Source organism: Ignavigranum ruoffiae (assembly GCF_900110675.1).
Taxonomy (GTDB): domain Bacteria; phylum Bacillota; class Bacilli; order Lactobacillales; family Aerococcaceae; genus Ignavigranum; species Ignavigranum ruoffiae.
The window spans coordinates 60,276-84,257 of sequence record NZ_FOEN01000009.1 but is presented as its reverse complement, the minus strand read 5'-3'; the positions used below and the strand labels follow the sequence as shown (position 1 = coordinate 84,257).

The window sequence follows — 23,982 nt, the reverse complement described above, 5'->3', positions numbered from 1 at the left end:
ATGATACTCTTGACGCCATCTAGGAATCAGTGAAGGATTATTCAATCCCAATTCATTCGCCACATCTTGATAGGATTTCTCACTGGCTTCATACAAAGTGATTGCTTTTAACTTAAAGTTTACACTGTATGTCTTATTTTTTCGAGAGCGCATTAACCCTTTTATTCCTAAAGTTTTATAAGCGTTCACCCAGGTTCTTAATTCTTGGGAGGATTTAATCTTATATTTCTTCGTCAACGTCTTCATCCCGATGGTTCCAGAAAGATATTCGGATACAATTTTCATTTTAAATTCTAAACTATATTTAGCCATACAAATACCCCCTAAAGTTGGATCATTCGGTCCAACTTTAGGGGGTCAGTACACTATGGGGGCTTTTTATTTAATCAATTTTCATTCATAAACATAAGTCTAGATTGCTTAATGAATCTATTGGCCTTTAAGGGTGGGGTAGAGTATAATTAAACCATACTAGATGAATTCAATATAGGAGGACAAAGAATGACTCGTTTAATTAATAGCGTCGAAATGTTACGTAAAGCTAAAGAAGGCCAATATGCGGTCGGTCAATTTAATATTAATAACTTAGAATGGACCCAAGCCGTACTTCAAGCAGCTCAAGAAAATAATTCTCCAATCATCTTAGGTGTGTCTGAAGGAGCCGGAAAATATATGGGTGGCCCTAAAGTGGTTGCAGCCATGGTAAATGCTTTAATGGAAACAATGGATATTACCGTTCCCGTCGCTTTGCATCTAGACCATGGATCCTCATTTGAAAGTTGTAAAGCAGCGATTGATGCGGGCTATACTTCAGTGATGATTGATGGCTCACATCATCCCATTGATGAAAATATTGAAATGACCAAACAAGTGGTCGATTATGCTCACCAACGCAATGTCTCTGTAGAAGGAGAAGTAGGTACGGTCGGTGGCCAAGAAGACGGAGTCATCGGTGGCATTAAATATGCTGACTTAGATGAATGTGTGCGGATGGTCAAAGAGGCCGGTATCGATTCATTAGCAGCGGCTCTTGGATCTGTTCATGGAACTTATGATGGCGAACCTGTCTTAGGTTTCAAAGAAATGGAAGAAATTTCTCAAGCAACCGATACGCCATTGGTTCTTCATGGGGGTTCTGGTATTCCTGAACATCAAGTCAAGAAAGCCATTGAATTAGGTCATGCCAAGATTAATGTCAATACAGAATTACAACAGCAATGGACCAAAGCGGTTCGTGAGAAATTAAACTCAGATGCAAAAGTTTATGATCCACGTAAAATAATTGCACCAGGGAAAGAAGCCATTGTTAAAACAACCAAAGAAACCATGGATATGTTTGGTTCAAGTCAAAAAGCTTAATCCAGCTTTACACCCTATAGCAACTACACTTCCATAAAATATTATCATCCAAAGGGGCAAGAAAAGGGCAACTTAAACAAGTTGTTCCTTTCTTACCCCTGTTTTAATGGATACAAAAAACTCGTGATCTCTTCTATGATGTAAGTACCACCAAACACATAGAAAGAGTAATCACGAGCTATATTACTATTATAAGGGTAAGAGGCTTAAATTAAAAGGGTTATCCTAATATAAAACGGGTCTTGACGATTTCTCATGTCTTGAGTCCTGACAATCATCGATTATTGACAAGTCAAAGTGGCTTAGTTAAGCTTAAGTAATCAAAAACAAAGAGGTGGAAGTATGGATTCAAGTTTAATTCAACAGGTCGAAGCAATGATTGCCGGTGAGGGAAACTATATTGCCAACCTGGCCAACGTCTCGGCCTTAATCAATCAACTCGCTAGTAATATTAACTGGGTTGGTTTTTATTTCTATGAAGCGGAATCGGATCAATTGGTGCTCGGCCCCTTTCAAGGGAAACCGGCTTGTATTCGAATCAATGCGAATCAAGGAGTCTGTGGCATCGCCTTTGCTCACAATGAAAGCCAGCGGGTTGCCGATGTCCATCAATTTCCCGGACATATTGCCTGTGATGCCGCTTCGCAATCTGAGTTGGTGATCCCTTTCCGCTTAAACAATGGGGTTCGTGGGGTCTTTGACTTAGATGCACCGATTCCGAATCGCTTTAGCCAACAAGATCAAGCGGTTCTCCAAGAATGTGTTCGTGTTCTTGAACACCATAACCATTATTAATTAGAGCTTCTTTTTTGGATGACGATCGACCACGTCTTGATTGTTAGCTAGCGCACTGGCCCCTTTGTCAGTCAATTCATAGGATCGAAGAGGGATTGCTTGATCGAGTTCTTCTTCGCTATAGTGTTCGAGTATGGCCTCTTTTAAAGAGGCTTTATTCATTTTACTTAAACCTTTGACTCCTTTTGATTTAAGTAAGGCCTTGAGGATGGGGGCGGCGATATGATCTAGGGATTGGGCGGCGGATAGTTCACGAGCGTAAGCTTCAGCTAAGAGCATCTTTAAACTGGCTGAGCAATCAATCCCATAATCATATTCGAAATATTTGGGTGTCCAGGAATCGCTGGTATAAGTTCCTAAACTAATCCGCCAGAGTAGGATAATGTCGCCCGGTAAGAGGCCTTCGGCAGTTCGAGTCATATTGCGTTTGCTTACCAGAGAGGCTGTGCCAATCTTCACTTGGCTTAGCCAATCTTCTAGGGGTCTATCTGGGGAAATATAAGGAATTTCTGGATAATCTTGGTACAATATTTGTATTTCTTGAGGATATTTAGACATGATTTAAGGCTCCTTTCTTTTATTGTATTATAAACTTCTCTGCTTTTAACTACTAGGGGAGTATGTTAGAATTAGAGATATTAAATTAGTTTATTAATGGGTAAAAAGTATGAGGTGAATTCATTGACACAAGCTATTGACCCTAAATACCAGCTCCTAGTGGATCATCTCTTGGAGCAGAAAGACTATCCCTCGCTCCAACGAATATTACCTTCTTTGACAGAAAATCCTGAAAAACTTACTCCCTTCATTGAATTAGCTTGGGCTATATTGACCATTGACTTGGATCAAGTAGAACTTCTAGCTGCCAAGCTCAATTATCCTTTCCTCAACAAACCAAAACGTATCCAACGTAAGGTCTATTTTTATAGTCATTACTTGGAACTTCAATATCAACGCCAAGAATTTGCTGATTATTTTCGCGCCTTAACGCCAGTAATGGTTGATATTCTGCGTTTAATCATCGAACAAGATTTCATGCCTGATTTAAATCATTATTTAATTCCAGTCATCAAGAATACAAGTCAAGGTGTTCCGCTTTATCGCGGTTTACAATGGTTTGAACAGAAGGTTGAAGCGGATAATAATTACATCCATCAAACCTTTAAGAAACATTATGGCGATCACTTTAATTATGATTATTATGTCTCATCCAGTCATTTACTTAAATTAATTGAAGATCATTCTTCCAATGCACTGATTAAAGAGAAGGTCGGTCAGATGCGTCTTATTGAGAAATACTTGCGTAACATTATTGCTCATGAGGTCGTCTGTGTGGATCAGGCCTGGGTCAAGCAACGGATGAATTTAGAGATTAGCCAAGTGCATGAATTATATCAAGAACTCATTGCTTTAGCTGGTTTAGCCAATCAACAAATCTGGCAAGTCTTTGATCAAATTAACCAAGACATTCAACAAACATTTATTGTAAATCAAGGAGTTAAGAAATGAAAAAATTAATTATTCATGGTGGTAGAAAATTAAGTGGTGAGATTGCGATTAATGGGGCTAAGAATTCAACCGTAGCCTTAATTCCTGCAGCAATTTTAGCCGATGCGCCCGTCATTCTTGAAGGGGTTCCTGAAATTCAAGATGTTTATTCTTTAATTGAAATTCTTGAAGATTTTAATGTCAAAACCTCTTTTGAGAACAATACATTGATGATTGATCCGTCAAATATGCAGTCAGTGCCGATGCCTCACGGTAAGATCCAAAGTCTAAGAGCCTCTTATTATTTCATGGGTGCCCTTCTGTCCAAGTTCGGCGAAGGCGTCATCGGACTACCAGGTGGTTGTTTCTTAGGTCCTCGGCCCATTGACCTGCATATTAAAGCTTTTCGCTCTTTAGGGGCCGAAGTGACCGATGACTTCGGTGTCATTACCTTAAAAACACCCAAAGGATTAACCGGCAATCGAATTTATATGGACGTGGTGTCAGTCGGCGCCACTATTAATGCGATTCTAGCTTCTGTCCGCGCTAGTGGGAAGACGGTAATTGAGAACGCAGCCCGAGAACCAGAAATCATTGATGTCGTGACCCTTTTAAATAAGATGGGAGCGAATATTCGTGGAGCGGGAACTTCGGTCATTCGAATTGTTGGCGTAGATCAATTACATGGGGTTAATCATACCATCATTCCTGACCGGATTGAGGCCGGGACTTACATCTCAGCGGCAGTGGCACTCGCGGGTCCACAAGGTGTAAGAATCAACAATGTAATCTATGAACATATCGAATCTTACGTCGCCAAACTGGATGAGATGGGTGCCAAGATGGAGATTGGTGAAGATTACGTTCATGTGTATCCAGCCGAGGATCTAAAGATGGTCTCGATTAAGACTCAACCCTATCCAGGCTTTGCAACTGACTTACAACAACCGATGACTCCACTTCTCTTGACCGCCCAAGGCGAAGGAACCATTATGGATACCATCTACCCGCAACGGGTCAACCATATTCCCGAACTCAATCGGATGGGTGCCAATATTAAAGTCGATGGCAGTATCATTCGGATTGAAGGACCTTGCAAACTATCAGGTGCCCCGGTCCGGGCGAGTGACCTGCGGGCTGGCGCTTGTTTAGTAATTGCCGGCTTGATTGCCCAAGGCAAGACTGTGGTAACCGGAGTAGAGAATATTCTACGTGGCTATACCAATATTGTCGGTAAGTTTAGCCAATTAAGTGCGGTTATCGAATTGGTTGAGGATGATACAGCCGATGAATGATTTTTCATTAGAGGTCTTAATCAATAAAGAAGTCAAAGAACTCTACGCTTATGCGCGTGAATTGGAGATACCCAACTTTTCGTCGTTAAGTAAGAAAGAATTAGCCTTAGCTGTGATGCGCACCCAAGAAGAAAAGCAAGGCTTCTTTAAAGTTGAAGGTGTGTTGGATATTCCCGAGGCCGGGGGTTATGGCTTTCTACGACCCATTAATTATTCACCCAGTCAAGAAGATATCTATATCTCTCAATCTCAGATCAGCCGTTTCGACCTTAGAGATGGAGATAAGATTGCTGGACCAGCTCGGCCACCAAAGGCTTCAGAACGCTACTATAGTTTGATGCAGATTACTACCGTCAATGGGATGAAGCCCGAGTTAGCCAAAGAACGTGACCATTTCCCGTCTCTAACTCCCTTATATCCTAATCAACAGATTAGCTTAGAAACAGATCGACATCATATCGCCTCACGAATGATTGATATCGTTGCCCCGATCGGCTTTGGCCAAAGAGGTTTGATTGTCTCTCCTCCGAAAGCGGGAAAGACGACCATCTTAAAAGAGTTAGCCAAGGGCATCGCTCAGAATCATCCACAAACCGAATTGATTATTCTATTGATTGATGAACGGCCAGAAGAAGTGACTGATATCGAACGGAGTGTCAAAGGCGATGTGGTTTACTCAACCTTCGATCAACGACCAGAAAATCATGTCCGTATTGCCGAATTAGTGATGCAAAGAGCCATGCGTCTGGTTGAAGCTAAGAAAGATGTGGTCGTACTACTTGATTCGATTACCCGGTTAGCGCGTGCCTATAATTTAGTGGTCAAACCTTCGGGGCGTACCTTAAGTGGTGGACTTGATCCGGCTTCCTTTTATTTTCCTAAACGTTTCTTTGGCGCCGCGCGAAATATTGAAGAAGGGGGCTCACTGACCATTCTAGCCACAGCCTTGGTGGATACTGGTAGTCGGATGGATGAATTAATTTATGAAGAGTTCAAGGGCACTGGCAATATGGAACTGCATCTTTCTCGTCAATTAGCTGAACGGCGAATCTTCCCAGCCATTGATATTAAGCGCTCAGGAACCCGGAAAGAAGAGCTACTAATTCCAGCCGATCAATTAGATCAAATTTGGCGCTTGCGTAAGATGATGGGGTCTGCCAGTCTTCAATATACCGATCAATTTATTCAGCTCATGGAGCACAGCGAAGATAACTCAGCTTTCTTTGATCAGTTAGCCAAGATGAATATTAAAGAAGTCTAACCGATTCTTTGGGATCGGTTTTTGCGATTGGAGGGATAAGGTGGCTAAACATAAGAAGACCAACGTACTGCGAATATTAGATCAACAAAAGATTCCCTATAAAGCTCGGCCCTGGGATGAGTTACCCGACCAACATGCCCCCATGTATAAAACCCTAGTAACGGTGGGCAAGAGTCAAGAACACTATGTGTTTATTGTACCCACCGAGGCGGAACTGGACCTGAAGAAAGCAGCCGAAGCCGTAGATGAGAAAAATATACACATGATTAAAGAAAAAGAATTATTACCACTGACCGGCTATGTTCATGGGGGTTGTTCACCCTTAGCCATGAAGAAGACTTTCCGGACGATTATCGATCAATCGGCGAGGGGTTTTGCCCATATTTTAGTCAGTGCAGGTCAAGTGGGGCTTTCTGTCGAAGTTAATCCAGAGCAGATTATGGCGGTCATTGACGGCGAATTCGCAGATATTAAAACAGAAGCCTAAATGTATAACAAAAAAATCGTTTAATTAGAATAGAACTTAGCATGCTGTGTGAATGAACGAAGGAGAATTGCCTATGAATCCAACCCTTGAACATCAACTCAACCATCGGACCATTCGATTCTTTGAAGATAGGCCTGTGCCAGCAAATATTCGCCAAGAAATATTTCAAGTCATTAATCGAACGGCAACAAGTGTGGGCTTGCAAGCTTTCTCAGTAATCCGCATAACTGATTCAGACATTAAAGCTCAGATTGCTCAACTGGCTGGCCAAGATTATATCCGTAAAATGCCAGAATTAATGATATTTATTGTCGATTGCTATCGCAATGATTAAGTAGCTCGTGCTCTAGGCCACCCAGATCCTAAGGCCGTCAATATGGACCGCTTCTTTCAAGGCGTGGCCGATAGTTATTTAGCAGCGCAAAATGCGATGAATGCGATTGAATCAATGGGTCTAGGGGGAGCCTTCCTCGGGTCCATCCTTGACAATCCACAAGCGTTAGTCGATCTGCTACAACTACCTCCACTGACTTTCCCATTACTGGGGCTAGGTTTTGGTTATCCTGATGATCAACCTGACTTGAAACCTCGGATGCCTTTCTCGCTAAAACTTGGTGAGAATACTTACCCTTATCAGAAAAATTACCTCTTAGCCCTAGCAGATTATGATCAAGAGATGACCCATTATTATGATACGCGCTTTAAGAATCGACGCTCTGATAGTTTCACGAATCAGGTGGTCAAGCAAATTGAGCGTAACAAACCCTTGCGGGCACGCTTATTGCAAGTAGTGGAAAGCCAAGGATTTGATTTAGGGCTAGACAAAGCAAATAATCCAGAGAATTAATTCAGAAAGTCTTTGCATTTGCTAGGTAAACATGCTATTATTTTCTTGTTGCACTCGCTGCATTGAATTAACTGTAGATTAGTAAATAATTTACGGCAGAAAGGAAGTTATAATATGAAACAAGGAATTCATCCAGAATACCGGACTGTTGTATTCCGTGATACGACAACAGGTTACCAATTCTTGTCTGGCTCAACTAAAACTTCTAGCGAAACAGTAGAATGGGAAGATGGTAATACTTATCCATTGATTCGTGTTGAAATCTCAGCCGACTCTCATCCATTCTATACTGGACGTCAAAAGTTTACCCAAGCCGACGGTCGTGTGGATCGTTTCAACAAGAAATACGGTTTTACCGACAAGAACGCCAAATAATCGAATCCATAAGATTTTTTACACTTTCTACCAATCAAGGTGGGAAGTGTTTTTTTGTAAACTTTATCTTGTAAATATAGAATCATTCCGATAAAATATTTTTAGGGAAGTTATGAAAGCGCATTTATAGAAAAGAAAGGGGATTATTCTATGTTTAATTTTGACAAAAAGAGGGTCTATTCTCTGAGGAAGACAAGCTTAGGTTTGATCAGTTTGGCGGTAGGTTTACTTTTGTTCTCACCTAAGCAAGTGGCGGCCTTTAGTGATATTGTTGATGTCAGTAATGAGGCTGAGTTCATTGAAGCCTTTCAAATGAAAGAAGATACGACGTTAAACCGTGAAGTCGTCGCTGAACCAGACACTCACGTTGAAATAGGCGTAACCGATGAAATGGCCGAAGAAGCTGATGAATCGGTAGAAACGGTGAGCGAGGACGCTCAAGTCAGTGAAAGTTCGATGGTTGGAGATGAGGCCCAGAACAATAGTGAAAAGTCAAACCCACAGGGTATTGACTTTACAACAAAAGAATACAGTGAACAAAAGTCCGAAGAGATTCAAGCACCAGAGCAAAAGAAACAGTTTGAGAATTATCGAACGATATGATTACTCAAAGATATTGTATTAAATTCGCCGATTGCTTTAGAAGCTCATAATTTTGTGAAGTTAATTCCTTACCTGAATGACAATCAGACCTCTGTCCGGGTTACTTCAAACCTATTTAATGATGACGCTTATAGCTTAGGAGAATCTTTAATCACGGTGAATAAGGACAGTAAGCTTGTGATTGAAGGGAAAGACAATCAAAATTTAGTCTTTGATGGGGGCTATCAAACAGATAAGGAAACAACTGAGACTAATGTGACTCGTAAAGGACAGTTGTTAACAATTTATGGTGATGCGGAAATTAACGGGGCCACTTTTACTAATACTTACAACAAAGGGATGTCAACTGCACCGATTTATGTTGAAGGTGGCAATTTAATCGTTCATAATGTCTTAATTCAGAATAATATTAATTCTCATCAGCCAACCATAGCCAATAATCAAGAAACTTACCGGAAAAATTGGGATAAATCTGGTGCAAAAAGTGCTGGGATTGCCGTTACCGGACAAGGTTATGTTACTATGAATGACGGAATGATTACTAATAACCAACATCAAACGGGGGCTTATGGCTCAGGGGCCGTTGCTATAAATCAAGGAACATTTATTTTGAATGGTGGAAGCATCAGCCAGAATGAAGCAGAACAAGCTGGCGGTGTGGCAGTAAACTACCGAGGACAATTTGTGATGAACGGCGGTTCGATTGAAGGGAACCGATCCCGGAGTGCTGGGGGCGGAATTTTCGCTTATATGGGTTCCAAGATGCAGATGAACGGTGGGAAAATTCATAACAATCGCGCCGGTAATTTGGGTGGTGGTATTGCAATCTATGATGAATTTTCTGAAGGAACGAGTGGTACCCGTCAACTTTCAGAGCTTGCTAGAAAGAATGGCTTCAGTTGGGAGGATCACGCTCGTTGGCGCCAATTATTTGATGCAAAGTTTGAAATGAACAATGGTGAAATTACCGAAAATTTTGCTCAAAATGGTGGTGGTGGTGGTATTTATGTAGCTTCCTCTGGCGTGCAAATAAATGCTGGAAACATTAGTCATAATAGCAGTAAGACATACGGTGGTGGCATTTATGTTTCTTCAGTTCCTTATGTACTTCACTTGAAGAATGTGTATTTTGAGAATAATCGAGCGATTCCTCAAGGTGGAACATTTATTCTTACGAATGAAATGCTAGAAGGTCATGGTGGGGCAATTTGGTTCTGCCCAACCGGTAAATCTCAGATTTTTGAATCCAACGGCGCTTCATTTAATGAAAATATGGGCGAATTTAGTGGTGACGACTTTACCTTGACTCGCGGAGGAGAATATCGATTAGTTTCCTATTTTGGTCAGCGTTTATTAGGTGGTGGTAAAGTCACTTGGTACGTAGATGGCCATCCAACTGACAAATCGATTGCCCGCTACTTAGCTGATAATGGTCAGGTCTATGATGATAAAGTGCCTGAGAAGATCAGTGATCCGATTAGTTTGAAAGCAGTAGCTAATCAAGCAGCGGCCTTAGATTTAGCTAAGAAATTATCTAAAGTTACCATGATTGGCAACCTGTCTTCCCGTGGTGGTGCTATAGGTTCCAATGGTAGTGTCATTATTGGTGATAAAGATAAAACCTTTAACCTAAAAGAACCTAAAAGTCGATAAAAAATGGGCGGAAGCTTTACAAGATAAAGTCAAGGATGTGGAATTAATCATCGATCTATATAATATGACGGATCCTGACCATCCAGTTCTGATAGATACCATAATATTAAATCAGGCAAATGATTTTTCAGCTTATTTTGAAGACTTACTGCTAGAAGCAGGGAATCAAAAGATAAATTACCAATTGCGCGAACGCAATCATCAAGACTATCAGACTAGTTATGACTTTAGGAATATTGAGACCAATACTTCAGGAGTTTATGAAATTGATCAACAGCAGGATGCCCATTTAGAAATTTATAATGAGCCAAAACCTGATGAGCCAATTCCCGAGGATCCGACACCAGAAGATCCAACGCCAGAGAATCCGATGCCAGAAGATCCAACACCGGAAAATCCAACGCCGGAAGATCCAATGCCTGAGAAACCATTTGAACCCAATCTACCAGAAATTCCTGAAACCGAAGAGCCGATTAAAGTGGAACAAATGCAGGTGATTGGTCAACTTCCTGAAACGGGTGAGCAAGACTCAACAATTTGGCTAGGAGTAGCGGGCTTATCTATCCTTGCCGGGACTGCCATCTTAATTATAAATAAAGAGGATGAATCCATTTAATCAAATAGATTGTTCTATTATCTCAGTAGTCTAATGTTGTCACCCATGTTTTAATAAATTATAGAACGATTTTTAGCCAGTTTGGGTTATTCGGCCCTGAACTGGCTTCTTTGATTTTATCTTCATTAATAAATGCTTTATCAAACCGATTGTCAAAGATTGTTTTTTAAACTTTGGGTGTCTCCAAAGAGAGGTCTACAAAGTAAATTAGCAGAAATTTAGATCTTTTAGATTGAAAGGGTTTACATTTCGGCGAATTTTTAGTAAAGTATAGTTTATTATATTAAGTTAAAGGAAGGTGAAGAAGATGAGAACATACTATGATGATATCTTAAGTCAGTATACAGCCAAGTTAAGTCGGATGGGGGTGCTAGTGAGTCAATCTCTAGGTAAGGCAATGAATGCTTTTCAAGATAAGCAAGTTGAGCTTGCCCATGAGATTATTGCCATGGACAGTCAAATTAATCAACAACATCAGGCGATTGAACAAGAAGCATTTAGTATCATTGCTCTTCAACAACCTGTGGCCGATGACCTACGTTTGATTATTGCGGTTATGCAAGCGAGCAATGATTTAGAACGGATCGCTGATCATGCGACCAATATTGCTCAAGGAGTCATTCGTTTGGAAGGTAATTTCCAAACCATTCCTGAACTAGATGGAATGATTTCTCAGTTATTTACTATTGTTGAAGCCATGATTACCGGAGCGATTGATGCCTTCATTATTGATGATGAAGATTTAGCTCGGCAAATTGCCCAGCGCGATGATGAAGTCGATGCCTGCCTCGCTGAAATTCATGAGCATACCATCCAATATATGAAATCAGACCGTCAATTGGTGCGTAGTGGGGCAGACTATCTCTACATTGCCAACAGTTTAGAAAGAATTGGCGATTATATGACCAATATCTGTGAACGTGTTTTATTTAAAGCTTCAAGTTCTCAAGAGAGTCTAAATTAATCGCTAGGTAAAAAGTCTAACGACATTGAGCTCGAATGGATTGGAGGTGGATGGCATCGCATCAGATCAAGAAATTATACGAATCCTAAACCGACTAGTTAGCTTCTATGGCCAACAAGATTGGTGGGAAGATCCTAACCGAATTGCAGATTGGGTTGCCATGATTCTGATTCAACAGACCAATCAGACCAATGCCGAATTAGCCTTGGCCAACCTTAAGGGCCAATTAAGTCTTGAAGCTCTGTTAGCGATTGATTTGACTGAACTGGAACAGCTGGTTTATCCGGCAGGATTTTACCGGCAGAAGGCGAGATATATTAAAGCCTTGATGCAATGGTTTGCTGACCAAGGTGGCGAGATTGCTAAATTTACCCAAGTGCCGACAGCAGACTTGCGCCAGGAATTATTAAAGATTAAAGGGGTCGGCCAAGAGACAGCAGATGTGATGCTCTTATATATTTTTGAGCGGAATGTCTTTATTTGTGACCAATATGCGATGCGTTTGTTCCGCCGGCTCGGCTTGGGCGATTATCGAACTTATAGTCAGATGCGCTTGGCAGTAAATCATTTAGTTGAAGGCATTCCTCATAAATTGTGTAAGGAATGGCATGCTTGTATCGATGTCCATGGCAAGCATTTCCGTCGCCACAAAGATATGGACGAATCTTGGCTCTTTCCAGAAAATTAAATACAGACCAAATAAACTCCCTATGAACAGTAGGCACGAACGCCGACTTGTCCATAGGGAGTTTTTCGATTTAGTCTTCTGGGAAGAAAAGGTCCAAATAGTATTTAAGCTGTTTTAAAATAAATTGACAAGCGGGAATGATACAAATATTTAATAATAAAATTGCAGCTATCATATCATCAATTAAATAATTTAGTCCGATAGTAATTAGACAGGAAATAATAATAGATAAAATGATTATTTTCTTTTTCGAAAAATAATATATTAAATGACAAAGTGAGAAATAATTATCTGGGGGCATTATTAAATAGTGTTAAAGCCTCACTAAGATAATATATTAATGATATATTATTTAGTAAAATCTTTATGTTTGAGGTATAAAGCGAAGAGAAAGGTTAATAGGGCACCGAATATAATTACGAGATAGAAGCCTGTCTGGCTTCCTTCACCGGGTACTTGTGAGTTCATTCCCCAAATACCAGAGACTAAGGTAGGAACAGATAAGATTAAGGCGGCGGAGTTCAAGAATTTCATTAATAAATTCAAGCGATGGCTCATCATATCGGAGAAGAGGCCGCCAATTGTGGTCAACAAATCACGGTAGATATTTATCAGTTTCTCAGCATGACGCTGAGCCAATTTAACATCATAAATTAAGGCCGGATTATTGACCTGTTGAATGATATCTGTGTCTTGCCATAAAGTTTGAACGGCGGTGGCCTGGTCTTTCAGCGTATGATCGAGGAAAACGAGCTCACGTTCAGTATCGGCTAATAAGAAGAGTTCATCAGCAGACATGGTTTGGCGGGCATCACGATCCAATTTATCGATGGTTTCCTTCATCACATCGAGTTCACGAATATACTGGCGATAAATGCACAAGATGGCATAGACAATAAAAGTAGGAATAGAATTAATCTTTTGCGCATAGTTGGATAAGAGATTCTGGGAAATGGTCGTTTGATGATAAGAACAAGTAATGACCAGGTCCTCGGAGAAGATAAAGGATAGGGGCTGCAATTGTTGTTCCATCGGAAGAGCACTGTGTGGATCTAGACTAAACACGACAAATTCATATAAACTTTCGGCTCGATCGTCAGGAATCTTCTCTAGGCGGGCGACAATATCCGGCCGATCAGTAGCGATAAAGATATCTTGGGGTAAATGAAAGCATTCGATCACGACTTGAACTTCCTCAGAAGTCGGCTGTTCAAGATGAATCCAATTACTTTGAGAAAGTTCACTCTCTTGGATTTTATTCTTATCGATGGAATAATATGAAATCATCGTTCTACTCCTTTATTCTTCAAGTGATTACTTTGATTATTCAGCTTTAATCACGGCTTGTCAACGAAATACATTCAAAAGAAAAAGAAGCCTAACATTTGGCTTCTGATTAACTCTTATAAAAGGTAAATTGTCCACTGAGCAGAACCTTGTCTTCTTGGTTACGGATGACAATGTCAACTACGGAAATTGTTCGTCCATCTTTAATAATTTCTGAATCGGCAATAATCTCATCTGTAATTAATCCTGGGGCCGTATAATTAACACTAGCAGTCACGGTTGAGATTTGTTTGTCAACATACATCAGCGTAGCCCCGGCAACTGTATCGGCCAAACTAAACATAGCGCCTCCGTGAATAATTCCGTAAGGATTAAGATGGAAATCTTCCGCGCGCATAATTCCACGGGCTTTGCCTGCTCCAACTTGAGTAACTTCAATATTGTTGTGTATTTGGAAATTACTTAGACTATTTAATTTGCTCAAGCGCTCTTCGATATTATGAATCAAGCTAAAATCCTCCATTTTATCATAATTTTATAATTTAACGTAAAAATCATAGCATATCCAATTGAGTTTTTCAAAGTTTATACTCACTGGCTATAATCTGATGCAAATTTGAAACAAATTTCTATAAAGCAAGTATTAAATGGAAAGAATAGAATATGAACCCTATATTAATAGTGGAAGCCCCTAAAATTATTGACCTGAACAATTCACTTTTGCCTGAGTATGAACGACGATGTGTCTGTCATGGTGTTGGTTGACTAGAGACCTCCCTCTTGCGCATAATAAAAGATATGTTGCTTGTATGACCCAGCATTCTATTCGCCTGAAAAAGAAGATTAATTATTTATGAGGATTTCCTTGACAAATTCTCATTGACCCGATACAATGGCATTAATTTAATCGAGAAACACTTTGAGATGGAAAGTAGTCAGGGCGACTTTAGCAGAGAGTCTACATTTGGTGAAAGTAGATAAAGTTTAAGTGATGAAAATGGCCATTGAGTGGTCCTTATGAATGCTAGTCAATAATAAGGAACGGAGGCTCCCGTTAGCAAAGCTGAAGTATAATAGATTGAAGTCTACGTACTTGCAGAGGTTAAGTCAGTGATGGCTTAGCGAATTAAGGTGGTACCACGAAAGTTATTGAAACTCTCGTCCTTTGCGGATGAGAGTTTTTTTGTGTTTTGATAAGGGGGAAAGTCACCAGAGTTTACTTAGTTTGAGCTAACTTTGTTGGGATGAAGATTTAAAAAATATAGAAAGAAGGAAAAAATAATGAAGAAAATTGTTAAAGTGTTTGCGGCTGTATTGGTATTGTTGGCGACTGTGTTTCAGCTAGATCAAGTTGCCTTGGCTGAGGGCGAATTTGAAGGAGAACAAGCTAAAGTTGGGGTCGTTTCTGATAATGAATTGGCTGTCTGGGAATTTGTAGCCGACAAGGCCAAAGAAGAAGGCATCGATTTAGAAATTGTTCAATTTACGGATTATGTCCAACCTAACGAGGCCTTAGCCAATGGTTCACTTGATTTGAATGCTTTCCAACATACAGCTTTCCTAAATGATTGGAATAAAGCTAACGATGGTGAGTTGGAACCGATTGGCTTTACCTATGTGTCACCGATGGGAGCCTATTCACAAAAGATTAAGAAATTAGAAGAACTCCCTGAAGGGGCCAAGATTGCGATTCCTAACGATCCAACCAATGGGGGTCGGGCACTCCTGTTATTGCAATCAGCGGGTCTAATTAAAGTCGACGAAGCTGCCGGAGTCTTAGCGACGGTCGATGATGTGACTGAAAATCCGAAGAATTTAGAGTTTGAAGAATTGGATGCAGCTCAAGTTGCCATTTCGCTGGCTGATGTGGATTTAGCGGTAATTAATACCAATTTTGCCATTGACAATGATTTATCGTTGAAAGATGCTTTATTTGTCGACTCCGATAATCCGGCCGAATTAAATGAAGAATATAAGAATACCATTACAGTCCGTGGTGAAGACAAAGATAATAAGTTGTATCAACATATTGTTGAGCTCTATCAAAGTAAAGATGTCGCTGATAAAATTGTAGAAACTTCGAACGAAGCCGATGTAGCTGCTTGGTAAGTAACTAGAAAAATGTTTTGCCATTTAGCAATCGCTTGAGCTACGGCAAAAGATTCAACTTACAAACATTGTACAAGTTCGTCTAGCCTAGAACTCACCATTTTTAAATCACCCCCCTATCGTTGGACCAAAGAATCCAACGATAGGGGGTCAATATACGCTTGGCATCGGTGATTTTTTGTATGTTTGGCCGAGTTGGCTTTCGCTGATTTGGCGAATCGTTGGCAATCAAGAGTCACGGGCTAAGCATTTTTCCTTTGGATTCGTTATAATGAGCTAAAGGAGTGATCGAATGACCTTAGCAAGATTAACTTTCTACAGTGATGTTCTTCGAAGAGATACCCATGTCAATGTAATTTATCCCCAAGTCAATGAGCGAACACCGGACGAATTAAAAGATCAGATTAAACCGCCTTATCCCGTCCTCTATCTACTTCATGGTTTATCAGGCAATGAGGATTCTTTTATTCGTTTCACTTCCCTCGAACGCTATGCCCGCGATTTGCCTTTGGTGATTGTGATGCCAACTACGGACCGCTTATTTTATGTCAATAATGAAGCCGGGTATAACTATGGCGATTATATTACCCAAGAATTGCCAGCTTTAATGGCCGATACCTTTAATATTAAACAAGATCGCGAATCGACCTTTATTGCTGGAGCTTCAATGGGAGGCTATGGTGCTTTAAATGCCGCCTTTAAATATCCAGAGAAATATGGTTATGTCGCTGGACTCTCCAGTCTGATTGATATTCAAGCCCGCTATCAAATGGGACCAGACCCCCAATCGCCGGCCGATTTTCATTTATTGTTTGGCCAGGAATCACCTGCGGGAACCGATAAGGATATAACTCATTTGATTGACCAAGCCATTCAAAAAGGCCAAAAACTTCCCCAAGTTTGGCTAGCATGTGGTCTTCAAGATGGGCTGATTAGCCAGAACCGTGCATTCAAACACCAATATCAAGACCAACTTACTCTTCAACTTATTGAAGCCGAAGGGGGCCATGACTGGCTCTTCTGGGACCAATATGTGCAAGAATTATTGACTTGGCTTCCCCTTTAGTAAATCTTGTTGTTCTAATAAAATTTGAGCAAAGCGATGGGTCAAATTGGCTGTGACTCCCCATAGCTGTTCTTCAGGCTCCAGGCCTAGATTATAGAAAGGTACTTGGGAAGCGTTACGGTGAAATTTATAATCCTTACCACGGTGGATTCGTTCGAAAGGAAAATCCTTGCTCATCCGTTCTTCAATATTAATATTGTAATAAATTGGTTCGTTGGCTAAGATAAAGTCTAAGGGAACGGTAAAGAGATGATCGACTTCATCATTGGCTTCAAATTCTTCCGGATTAAAGTGCAGAATTTCACCGACAAAACAATAGATAATAGCCCAATCTCGCACAATGTAATCAATGGCGCCAAAGATATTAATTTGGTCGGCATTGACATGGAGTTCTTCCATGGTTTCCCGACGGGCAGCATCAATGGGGCGCTCACCGGCTTCAATCCGTCCACCGGGGAAAGAAGTATCTCCCGGTTGAGAAATAGATTGGCCCCGCACTTCGTATAGGATATGAGTTGCATCTCGAAGCTTAATTAGAGGCAGTAGAACCGCATATTCATGTTGCTGGCCCAAGGGCCGGGCTGGATATGCTTTAATAATTTGTTCAATTTTTGAAATCATAGCCGTCCTTCTTTCTACTAGACTTGACTCTATTATAACGATGATGTCGTCATTTCGATAAGGATAAGGAGAATTTATGCAAGCAAAATCATTGATGGAGGCTGGTTTATACAATCAAGTGAGTCAGCTTCCCGATAACTTCAAAGATAATCAAGGTCTTGAATCGCTACAGGCAGCTTTTATCGAGTTTGCCAATCGATTAAATCAGCAAAATCGTGGCATCATCTATGCCCAACAAGTCCATCAAGACCAGGTGACGAATGTTAGTGATTTAAAACTAAGACCCAATCAAGTCATGAGAGTCGCTGAAAGTGATGGCTTAATGAGTCAACAAGCTTATCAAGCCTTAATGATTAAATTCGCTGATTGTACGCCAATAGTTTTGTTTGATCCTGTTCGTCGGGTACAAGCGACGATTCATTCAGGATGGCGTTCCACTCAGAAGAAAATCAGTCTGAAAGCAATTCAACAACTTCAGGCTCAATTTCAGTGCCAGTTAGCTGATCTACTAGCTTATATTGGGCCGACCATCGATCAAGCTCATTATGAAGTGGGGCAAGAAGTTTATCAAGCCTTTGAAGCTTTTCCCTATCGTGATGACTTCTTTATCGAAGGGGAAAAAGAGGGTAAATATCTCTTATCCATGCAGGATGCCAATCGTCTGATTCTAGAAGAAGCTGGTATAAATCCAAGCCAAATTGAAATTGCGAATATCTCTACCTATACGCATCCTGAGTTACATTCGGCTCGGCGCCAAGGCAGTCAATATGGCTTAAATGCGATGGTTACAATGTTGGTGGATTAATATTTGATTGGAGCTCAATAACCAGTTTTTGCAATCGTTTTTCTCTAGTGGCTTGGGTCTGGGCTGAATAAATTTCCCGGGCCCATTGACGCTGTGTTCCTGGGGTTAAGTTTTTGAAGGCTTTTTGGAGCTCTGGCTGAATCTGCAAAAGTTCTTTTTCTAATTGAGGCAAATAAGAAATATAATCAGCAACCCGACTTGAAACAGCCGGCTGACTACTGGTTTGTCTGATTTTGTTTAATTCTTGGGTATTTAAATATTTAAGGCCAATGATGGTGAATATATCATTTAATTTGACCATGCGATTGAATTTAAGCTGAGTCGCTGGTAGGATACCCAGTGCATCATCAACTCCCAGGGCGGGAAAGATGCTGTCACGGTGAATTCCGGGATAGTGAGGATTATTTAATTTCGGATAAACTAAATAAAGCAAGCCATTCTCGGCGAGTTTATTCGTTTGCCAGATTCGATAAATTTCTTGTTTCATTTGCTCCAAACTATAGATATGTACAAAGAGGACTTGATAGGCAGGAACGTCAACTTGATTACTTATGGGTCGAGCAATTTCAAGCAGTTCAGGGCTGTAAGGATCTTGATTTACCAGACCAATATGGTCTAATTGATCGATTTTGAGTTTTCTGCTTAAATCAGCAATTTGCTCCATGCGGAGGACCTCCTTTTTTTATCATGACTGATTTGCTTGAATTATATCACGGCCACTCCAGACTGATAAGCAAAGACAATTGTCAAAAAAACGTTTTGTAGTTGCAGAATGCCTATGTTATAATGCTTGAGTATGAATAGACAGACAAAGGAGACATGATTTATGATATCTGCAGTGGATTTAAGAGCCGGGATGACATTTTTACAAGATGACAAGCTCATTCGTGTATTAGAAGCTAGTCACCACAAGCCAGGTAAAGGGAATACGGTTATGCGGATGAAATTACGTGACGTCCGCACCGGGGCAACTTATGATACCACTTTCCGTCCTGATGAGAAGTTTGAGAAAGCCTATTTAGAAACCAAAGAAGTCCAATATTTATATAATAATGGCGGTTCAGAAGTCTTCATGGATATGGAAACTTATGAACAATATGAAATTCCTACTGAAAATATCGAAGAAGAAATGCTTTTCTTAAAAGAAAATATGAACGCTAAAATTCAATTCTTTGGTTCAGAAGTCATTGGGGTTGAAGTACCTTCAACGGTTGAATTGGTCGTTAGTGAAACTCAACCATCGATTAAAGGGGCGACCGTCACTGGTTCAGGTAAACCTGCCACGATGGAGACGGGTTTAGTTGTCAATGTCCCTGACTTTATCGAAGCTGGTGAAACACTGATTATTACCACCGCTGATGGTGGCGCCTATAAATCACGGGCAAAATAATAGAACAGATAAATATTTATTTAAGCTCTCGACATGGGTCGAGAGCTTTTTTATATACTAAATGAGTCAGGTTGATCAGCCCAAGCAATAAATTTAGCGATACACTTGTTATGACTTACTTCATAAAGACTCAGTAAAAAATATTAAAGAAATCTATTAGAAAATGATTGAAAATAGATTAAAAGGCGAGTAAAATCATTGGTGTAAGCGCTACCTTTTGTGCTTATTAGGATTGATTAGAAAGGAGTTTGACATTGAGTTATATGGGGGAAAGGGAGTCACTATAAAGAAGAGGAAGTGAATCTGATGGATTTGGTACAAGTTGATGGAATGAATGTATTGCAAATCGATTTAATTATGACGGCTGCTATTGCTGGTTTGCTATTGGTCTTAGGTTACTGGGTTCGTAAAAAAGTACCAATTTTCGAACGCTTGTGTATTCCGCCGGCTGTGATTGGTGGGTTTTTATGTGCTTTCATGATTACTCTCTTAAAATTAACCAAGGTCTTAGAGGTAGAGATGGACACTACCTTACAATTACCCTTCATGCTAGCTTTCTTTACCTGTGTTGGTTTTGGCGGCAGCTTCCGTTTGTTGAAAGCAGGTGGCTGGTTACTAATTATCTATTTGGTCGCTACCTGGATTTTATCGGTAGTCCAGGCAGGAGTTGGAATTAGTTTGGCCAAATTTTTAGGAATTAATCCGGTCTTAGGTTTAATGGCTGGAACAGTTTCTTTAGTCGGTGGGCATGGAAATGCAGCTGCCTTTGGTCCAGTTGCTGAAAAAGCCGGCGTAGTTGGCGCGACCACAGTCGCAGTGGCCTCGGCAACCTATGGCTTAGTCGTAGGCTCATTTCTAGGTGGGCCGGTCGGTGACTGGTTAATTAAACGCAATCATGTTCAAATCGAGACCGACGAAGTGGGGATCAATCCTACGGAGACCGAGAAAAATCAATCCCATCCGATAACATCAGCTTCATTTCTTCATCACTTAGCTTTGATTTTCTTATTTATGGCTTGCGGCACTCTGTTTTCTAAATTTATTGGTCTATTAAATCTACCCAATTTCGCTGTGCCCGCTTATGTTGGAGCCATGTTCTTAGCGATTATCTTCCGCAATGTCAACGACCACTATTTATTCTTTACTTTTGATAGTCGAATTATTGATTTAGTCACTGATATTGGTCTAGGTTTCTTCTTGACCATGGCAATTATGACCTTAAAAGTTTGGGAACTGATTGATTTAGCTGGACCGCTAATTATTATTCTATTGGTCCAAACCGTCGTTCTATTCTTCTTTGTCATTCTATTACTCTTCCCAATGCTTAAGAAAAACTATGATGCCGGCGTCTTATCCGGTGGCTTCATGGGTTGGGGACTGGGTATTGCCGCTACTGCAGTGGTCTGTATGAGTGCGATTTGTGAGAAATACCAAGTGCGATCAACCAAGGCCTTCTTAATTGCTCCTTTATGTGGAGCAGTGTTTGTCGATGTCTTTGCCATTCCGACCATTATTTTCTGTATTGCCACCTTCTCTTAAGCCAAGCTTCTGATTGACAAAGTGAAGATTTTCCCGTTACGGTCATCAATAATTATGAATCTGTTCAAAATCATGGTACAATATTAAAAATTAATGAAAAGAATTATAAAACCATGATATTAAAAGGGGGCGGGTTTATGGTACGGCGTCTTAAACATTTGATTGACTTGCACAAAGATGGTGGTTTGTTAGGTAAGAAGATCCGTGATATGCGAATGCATTCAAAGAATCCGATTGGTGGCATTGGTGTGGCAAGAGACGACCTTTATCGGAATGAAGAAATCAATAAAGCTGGCATGAATGAACCTGATACGACAATTGTAGCTAAGGCGGAGAAATCTTCTTGGTGGGAGAATTTGTTGTCGTTTTTCAAATAGATCGTTTAAGTATTTTTAATCCTATTCATCTTTATAAACAATAAAAACAACCGAATAGTTACCCTTCAACAAGCTTTGTCATTAAGCTTGTTTACTGGAGCAGATCCCAGAAGTGAAATGAATTATTAGATCTGCTTGGTTAATGAGTGGGTAATTATTCGGTTTGTTTAATGTGATGTGAGGAAATAAAGTATCCTCTCACTGGGTGGTCGATTTATCAAAGAGCAGCCAAAGGGGTCCCTGATCCAACTTAAATATATTCATCTAAATCAGCAATCGTGTTGACAAGATGCACTAATTGTAAATTACTGGCTAGGATAAATTCTTGTTCAACCATACTGGTCAATAACTTTTGTAAAGCATCATAATAATGATCAATGTTCAGAATCAAGCAGGGTTTGTGATGGAGTTGGACCCGGGCCCAAGAAATCATCTCGACAATTTCTTCCAAGGTTCCTGGCCCACCGGGTAGAGCGATATAAGCATCAGCTTGCTCAGACATCACTCCCTTACGTTGGCTTAAAGTATCCACAGTAATTAATTGATTGAGTCCTTGGTGCCAATGTTCCATATTATGAATTTCATAGGTGGCGACGCCAATTACATTGCCACCGGCTTGTAAACAGGCATCCGCTACTAAGCCCATTAAGCCATGGCTGGCCCCTCCATAGATTAAGGTGTGTTTATTTTGGGCTAGCCAAGAACCTAAATCTTTGGCTGCTTGACTAAATTTGGGGTTCAATCCTATTTTTGATCCACAGTAAACCGCAATGTTCATTGATATCCTCTTTTCTAAAGATTATTCTAAGTGAATTAGGGTCAGCGTTTGATCTTGGTAAGTAATCTTGCTTTGAAAGTCTGGATACACTTGTTTAAGTGTACCCTTAATCTGACTGAGTGGGAAGGCCTGATCTAGGATGTAAATGTCTAAACTTTGCTGATGGTCGGCTAATTGAGGAAATGAGTCAATCGACCATTCTTTGGCCGACCAGGGATAGACATGTTGATAATCTTGTAAATAAGTTGTCAAACGAATCAATTTCCATTTTTGGTCGGTCAGGACGATGGCATTGACTGGCGACCGACTGTTGATGGTTTGATTCAACTGGTATTGCTGTGGATAGGTATAGGTCAAGGTCGGCTGGTATAAATTAAAGATTAGCATCAAAGCAAAGACAGCCCCGGTAAGGTACTTGCGCCAATCTTTGAAGCTTGACCAAGCGGCTAGGGGATAATAGGCAAAATATAGAATCAGTTGCGGATAGATGAGATAAATATATCTTGGGGTCAAATAATGAGAAATCACTTGAACTAAGGCAAAGAAAGCCAAAGCGGGTCCAATAATAAGAAGCTTCTGCGTCAGGTTTGAACGAGTATGTTTTAAGTAGGGTCGCTTTTGATAATAAACGATTACAGAAATTATGAAAATCGCTAGAAAGAGTCCCCAGGGCATCTTGCCTAAGAGTTCCCAATTGATAAAACGTAAATAGGTCAATAGATTTTGGCCAAGTCCAACTTGTCTTAAGTTAGTAAGTGTCTCACTGCCCCGATTACTTTGGGTCAGATGGCTGATCATAGCCGGAAAGAAGAGATAGGCTAAGCCAAGACCGATCAGTCCCGCAGATCCTACTTTTATGAGGAATTTCCACTGGCTACGACGGAGTTGAATAACTAGCCAAAAGATAAATAGCAAGCCAGCGTAGATAATAAAGTAATAATGGGTCAAACTCCCAAGCATCACTGTTAAGCTAAGGCCGATCCAGCTTCTAAGATGATAATGACCTTGATCCAACAAACAGATTATTTGATATAAAAGAATCAGCCCCATACAGGTCAACAGACTGTACATGCGAATAAATAAAAAAGTATTCAATCCACCGACACTGAGTCCCCATAATAGGGCTAGGGCATAGGGGATATAGGATTGAGTGCTCATTTTACGGCCGATCAGAATGATCATCGTTAAACTGAGCAGATGAGACACTAAATTCAGACCGAGGCCCAGCCATTTGGAGAAGATACCTGGTACACAAGAAGAAATGGTATGTAATAGGAAATAATAGAGTGGTGGATGGACATCTTGGACTTGATTTTGATAGACGGCAAGGTAATTAAACCGATGAGCCCAGTCGGCACTCAGGTAGTCATGGTAATAACTTCCGCTAAGCCATTGATTAATCGCATTGGGGAAAGGATGACTATATGAATTTGCCAAGCCATAACTATAAAGTTCATCAATATGATAACCGACTTTCTGATTAGCAAAATAAAGGCAGATGATTAAAGATAGGCTCAGGGTCATCCAATATAATACCCGGTCTTTAGTATAAATACGTTTCATAGTTTTCCTCTTTTCC

The 23,982-nt window shown here is 40.4% G+C and carries 27 protein-coding genes, 1 pseudogene and 1 other annotated feature; of the genes and pseudogenes, 20 read left to right on the top strand and 8 right to left on the bottom strand.

Annotated elements, in window-relative coordinates:
* Positions 1-312, bottom strand: a pseudogene (locus tag BMX34_RS07760) (IS3 family transposase); the annotation flags it as partial.
* Between the two features lie 189 nt (positions 313-501).
* Between BMX34_RS07760 and fba the strand changes: the two are divergent.
* Both fba and BMX34_RS07750 read left to right on the top strand, forming a co-directional pair.
* On the top strand, positions 502-1,359 hold the full coding sequence (gene fba / locus BMX34_RS07755; RefSeq protein ID WP_092572464.1) for a class II fructose-1,6-bisphosphate aldolase: 858 nt from the start codon (positions 502-504) through the stop codon (positions 1,357-1,359).
* A 342-nt stretch (positions 1,360-1,701) separates the two neighbouring features.
* Positions 1,702-2,154: a GAF domain-containing protein gene (locus BMX34_RS07750; RefSeq protein ID WP_092572463.1), complete on the top strand. Its 453-nt coding sequence runs from the start codon at positions 1,702-1,704 to the stop codon at positions 2,152-2,154.
* Here the strand turns inward: BMX34_RS07750 and BMX34_RS07745 are convergent, their stop codons facing one another.
* Positions 2,155-2,712 (bottom strand): hypothetical protein, encoded by a 558-nt coding sequence (locus BMX34_RS07745; RefSeq protein WP_092572461.1) that lies wholly within the window; start codon positions 2,710-2,712, stop codon positions 2,155-2,157.
* A 123-nt stretch (positions 2,713-2,835) separates the two neighbouring features.
* Here BMX34_RS07745 and BMX34_RS07740 point away from each other — a divergent pair, with 123 nt between their 5' ends.
* The 12 genes from BMX34_RS07740 to BMX34_RS07690 all read left to right on the top strand — a co-directional run bounded on the left by BMX34_RS07740 (position 2,836) and on the right by BMX34_RS07690 (position 12,431).
* A complete protein-coding gene (locus BMX34_RS07740) occupies positions 2,836-3,663 on the top strand; it encodes a hypothetical protein (protein ID WP_159428897.1) in 828 nt (275 codons plus the stop codon).
* Positions 3,660-4,937 carry a UDP-N-acetylglucosamine 1-carboxyvinyltransferase gene (locus BMX34_RS07735; RefSeq protein ID WP_092572457.1) on the top strand — a complete coding sequence of 426 codons (1,278 nt, stop codon included), beginning with the start codon at positions 3,660-3,662 and terminating at the stop codon, positions 4,935-4,937. The genes BMX34_RS07740 and BMX34_RS07735 overlap by 4 nt, the downstream gene beginning before the upstream one ends.
* A complete protein-coding gene (rho, locus tag BMX34_RS07730) occupies positions 4,930-6,198 on the top strand; it encodes a transcription termination factor Rho (RefSeq protein WP_092572455.1) in 1,269 nt (422 codons plus the stop codon). Before BMX34_RS07735 ends, rho begins: the two co-directional genes overlap by 8 nt.
* 40 nt (positions 6,199-6,238) lie before the next feature.
* On the top strand, positions 6,239-6,685 hold the full coding sequence (locus tag BMX34_RS07725) for an aminoacyl-tRNA deacylase (protein WP_092572453.1): 447 nt from the start codon (positions 6,239-6,241) through the stop codon (positions 6,683-6,685).
* A gap of 73 nt (positions 6,686-6,758) precedes the next feature.
* Entirely contained in the window at positions 6,759-7,019 is a 261-nt protein-coding gene (locus BMX34_RS10005; RefSeq protein WP_412457638.1) for a nitroreductase family protein, read from the top strand.
* Between the two features lie 42 nt (positions 7,020-7,061).
* Entirely contained in the window at positions 7,062-7,532 is a 471-nt protein-coding gene (locus tag BMX34_RS10000; protein ID WP_412457637.1) for a nitroreductase family protein, read from the top strand.
* A 114-nt stretch (positions 7,533-7,646) separates the two neighbouring features.
* Positions 7,647-7,907, top strand: a complete 261-nt coding sequence (locus BMX34_RS07715; RefSeq protein ID WP_092572451.1) for a type B 50S ribosomal protein L31 — start codon at positions 7,647-7,649, stop codon at positions 7,905-7,907.
* Positions 7,908-8,057: 150 nt separating this feature from the next.
* Positions 8,058-8,510 carry a YSIRK-type signal peptide-containing protein gene (locus tag BMX34_RS07710; RefSeq protein ID WP_092572449.1) on the top strand — a complete coding sequence of 151 codons (453 nt, stop codon included), beginning with the start codon at positions 8,058-8,060 and terminating at the stop codon, positions 8,508-8,510.
* 156 nt (positions 8,511-8,666) lie between these two features.
* Positions 8,667-10,163 carry a hypothetical protein gene (locus tag BMX34_RS07705; RefSeq protein ID WP_143440746.1) on the top strand — a complete coding sequence of 499 codons (1,497 nt, stop codon included), beginning with the start codon at positions 8,667-8,669 and terminating at the stop codon, positions 10,161-10,163.
* A gap of 37 nt (positions 10,164-10,200) precedes the next feature.
* Positions 10,201-10,779, top strand: coding sequence for an LPXTG cell wall anchor domain-containing protein (locus BMX34_RS09755; RefSeq protein ID WP_092572445.1), 579 nt, complete (start codon positions 10,201-10,203; stop codon positions 10,777-10,779).
* Positions 10,780-11,086: 307 nt separating this feature from the next.
* Complete coding sequence (gene phoU, locus BMX34_RS07695) at positions 11,087-11,743, top strand: phosphate signaling complex protein PhoU (RefSeq protein WP_092572443.1); 657 nt, start codon at positions 11,087-11,089, stop codon at positions 11,741-11,743.
* A 46-nt stretch (positions 11,744-11,789) separates the two neighbouring features.
* Entirely contained in the window at positions 11,790-12,431 is a 642-nt protein-coding gene (locus tag BMX34_RS07690; RefSeq protein WP_234971700.1) for an endonuclease III domain-containing protein, read from the top strand.
* 348 nt (positions 12,432-12,779) lie between these two features.
* Here BMX34_RS07690 and BMX34_RS07685 read toward each other — a convergent pair whose 3' ends face one another.
* Complete coding sequence (locus BMX34_RS07685; protein WP_092572441.1) at positions 12,780-13,718, bottom strand: magnesium transporter CorA family protein; 939 nt, start codon at positions 13,716-13,718, stop codon at positions 12,780-12,782.
* Positions 13,719-13,827: 109 nt separating this feature from the next.
* Entirely contained in the window at positions 13,828-14,226 is a 399-nt protein-coding gene (locus BMX34_RS07680) for a PaaI family thioesterase (RefSeq protein WP_159428896.1), read from the bottom strand.
* 402 nt (positions 14,227-14,628) lie between these two features.
* Positions 14,629-14,887: a binding site (T-box leader), on the top strand.
* A gap of 112 nt (positions 14,888-14,999) precedes the next feature.
* On the opposite strand from BMX34_RS07680, the gene BMX34_RS07675 reads away from it, so the two are divergent.
* Together BMX34_RS07675 and BMX34_RS07670 are read left to right on the top strand one after the other, a co-directional pair.
* Positions 15,000-15,827 carry a MetQ/NlpA family ABC transporter substrate-binding protein gene (locus tag BMX34_RS07675; protein ID WP_092572437.1) on the top strand — a complete coding sequence of 276 codons (828 nt, stop codon included), beginning with the start codon at positions 15,000-15,002 and terminating at the stop codon, positions 15,825-15,827.
* Positions 15,828-16,119: 292 nt separating this feature from the next.
* Positions 16,120-16,893: an alpha/beta hydrolase gene (locus BMX34_RS07670; RefSeq protein WP_092572435.1), complete on the top strand. Its 774-nt coding sequence runs from the start codon at positions 16,120-16,122 to the stop codon at positions 16,891-16,893.
* On the opposite strand, the gene BMX34_RS07665 is transcribed toward BMX34_RS07670, so the two are convergent.
* A complete protein-coding gene (locus BMX34_RS07665; RefSeq protein WP_092572433.1) occupies positions 16,870-17,514 on the bottom strand; it encodes an NUDIX hydrolase in 645 nt (214 codons plus the stop codon). The two genes, BMX34_RS07670 and BMX34_RS07665, sit on opposite strands and share 24 nt — an antisense overlap.
* Positions 17,515-17,590: 76 nt before the next feature.
* Here BMX34_RS07665 and pgeF point away from each other — a divergent pair, with 76 nt between their 5' ends.
* Complete coding sequence (gene pgeF / locus BMX34_RS07660) at positions 17,591-18,319, top strand: peptidoglycan editing factor PgeF (RefSeq protein WP_092572431.1); 729 nt, start codon at positions 17,591-17,593, stop codon at positions 18,317-18,319.
* Here the strand turns inward: pgeF and BMX34_RS07655 are convergent.
* On the bottom strand, positions 18,300-18,983 hold the full coding sequence (locus BMX34_RS07655; RefSeq protein ID WP_092572429.1) for a YdeI/OmpD-associated family protein: 684 nt from the start codon (positions 18,981-18,983) through the stop codon (positions 18,300-18,302). The two genes, pgeF and BMX34_RS07655, sit on opposite strands and share 20 nt — an antisense overlap.
* A 162-nt stretch (positions 18,984-19,145) precedes the next feature.
* Here BMX34_RS07655 and efp point away from each other — a divergent pair, with 162 nt between their 5' ends.
* The 3 genes from efp (at position 19,146) to BMX34_RS07640 (ending at position 21,625) form a co-directional block, all read left to right on the top strand.
* Complete coding sequence (efp, locus tag BMX34_RS07650; RefSeq protein WP_092572427.1) at positions 19,146-19,709, top strand: elongation factor P; 564 nt, start codon at positions 19,146-19,148, stop codon at positions 19,707-19,709.
* 306 nt (positions 19,710-20,015) lie between these two features.
* Complete coding sequence (locus BMX34_RS07645) at positions 20,016-21,248, top strand: sodium/glutamate symporter (RefSeq protein WP_092572425.1); 1,233 nt, start codon at positions 20,016-20,018, stop codon at positions 21,246-21,248.
* A 137-nt stretch (positions 21,249-21,385) separates the two neighbouring features.
* A complete protein-coding gene (locus BMX34_RS07640; RefSeq protein WP_092572423.1) occupies positions 21,386-21,625 on the top strand; it encodes a hypothetical protein in 240 nt (79 codons plus the stop codon).
* 250 nt (positions 21,626-21,875) lie between these two features.
* On the opposite strand, the gene BMX34_RS07635 is transcribed toward BMX34_RS07640, so the two are convergent.
* Both BMX34_RS07635 and BMX34_RS07630 read right to left on the bottom strand, forming a co-directional pair.
* Entirely contained in the window at positions 21,876-22,403 is a 528-nt protein-coding gene (locus BMX34_RS07635; protein WP_092572421.1) for an LOG family protein, read from the bottom strand.
* 21 nt (positions 22,404-22,424) lie between these two features.
* Entirely contained in the window at positions 22,425-23,966 is a 1,542-nt protein-coding gene (locus BMX34_RS07630; RefSeq protein ID WP_092572419.1) for a glycosyltransferase family protein, read from the bottom strand.
* Positions 23,967-23,982: the final 16 nt, after the last annotated feature.

Coding starts and splice junctions, on each gene's coding strand:
- fba (WP_092572464.1), top strand. CDS start 502: ATGACTCGTTTAATTAATAGCGTCGAAATGTTACGTAAAGCTAAAGAA.
- BMX34_RS07750 (WP_092572463.1), top strand. CDS start 1,702: ATGGATTCAAGTTTAATTCAACAGGTCGAAGCAATGATTGCCGGTGAG.
- BMX34_RS07745 (WP_092572461.1), bottom strand. CDS start 2,712: ATGTCTAAATATCCTCAAGAAATACAAATATTGTACCAAGATTATCCA.
- BMX34_RS07735 (WP_092572457.1), top strand. CDS start 3,660: ATGAAAAAATTAATTATTCATGGTGGTAGAAAATTAAGTGGTGAGATT.
- rho (WP_092572455.1), top strand. CDS start 4,930: ATGAATGATTTTTCATTAGAGGTCTTAATCAATAAAGAAGTCAAAGAA.
- BMX34_RS10005 (WP_412457638.1), top strand. CDS start 6,759: ATGAATCCAACCCTTGAACATCAACTCAACCATCGGACCATTCGATTC.
- BMX34_RS10000 (WP_412457637.1), top strand. CDS start 7,062: ATGGACCGCTTCTTTCAAGGCGTGGCCGATAGTTATTTAGCAGCGCAA.
- BMX34_RS07715 (WP_092572451.1), top strand. CDS start 7,647: ATGAAACAAGGAATTCATCCAGAATACCGGACTGTTGTATTCCGTGAT.
- BMX34_RS07710 (WP_092572449.1), top strand. CDS start 8,058: ATGTTTAATTTTGACAAAAAGAGGGTCTATTCTCTGAGGAAGACAAGC.
- phoU (WP_092572443.1), top strand. CDS start 11,087: ATGAGAACATACTATGATGATATCTTAAGTCAGTATACAGCCAAGTTA.
- BMX34_RS07685 (WP_092572441.1), bottom strand. CDS start 13,718: ATGATTTCATATTATTCCATCGATAAGAATAAAATCCAAGAGAGTGAA.
- BMX34_RS07675 (WP_092572437.1), top strand. CDS start 15,000: ATGAAGAAAATTGTTAAAGTGTTTGCGGCTGTATTGGTATTGTTGGCG.
- BMX34_RS07670 (WP_092572435.1), top strand. CDS start 16,120: ATGACCTTAGCAAGATTAACTTTCTACAGTGATGTTCTTCGAAGAGAT.
- BMX34_RS07665 (WP_092572433.1), bottom strand. CDS start 17,514: ATGATTTCAAAAATTGAACAAATTATTAAAGCATATCCAGCCCGGCCC.
- pgeF (WP_092572431.1), top strand. CDS start 17,591: ATGCAAGCAAAATCATTGATGGAGGCTGGTTTATACAATCAAGTGAGT.
- BMX34_RS07655 (WP_092572429.1), bottom strand. CDS start 18,983: ATGGAGCAAATTGCTGATTTAAGCAGAAAACTCAAAATCGATCAATTA.
- efp (WP_092572427.1), top strand. CDS start 19,146: ATGATATCTGCAGTGGATTTAAGAGCCGGGATGACATTTTTACAAGAT.
- BMX34_RS07645 (WP_092572425.1), top strand. CDS start 20,016: ATGGATTTGGTACAAGTTGATGGAATGAATGTATTGCAAATCGATTTA.
- BMX34_RS07640 (WP_092572423.1), top strand. CDS start 21,386: ATGGTACGGCGTCTTAAACATTTGATTGACTTGCACAAAGATGGTGGT.
- BMX34_RS07635 (WP_092572421.1), bottom strand. CDS start 22,403: ATGAACATTGCGGTTTACTGTGGATCAAAAATAGGATTGAACCCCAAA.
- BMX34_RS07630 (WP_092572419.1), bottom strand. CDS start 23,966: ATGAAACGTATTTATACTAAAGACCGGGTATTATATTGGATGACCCTG.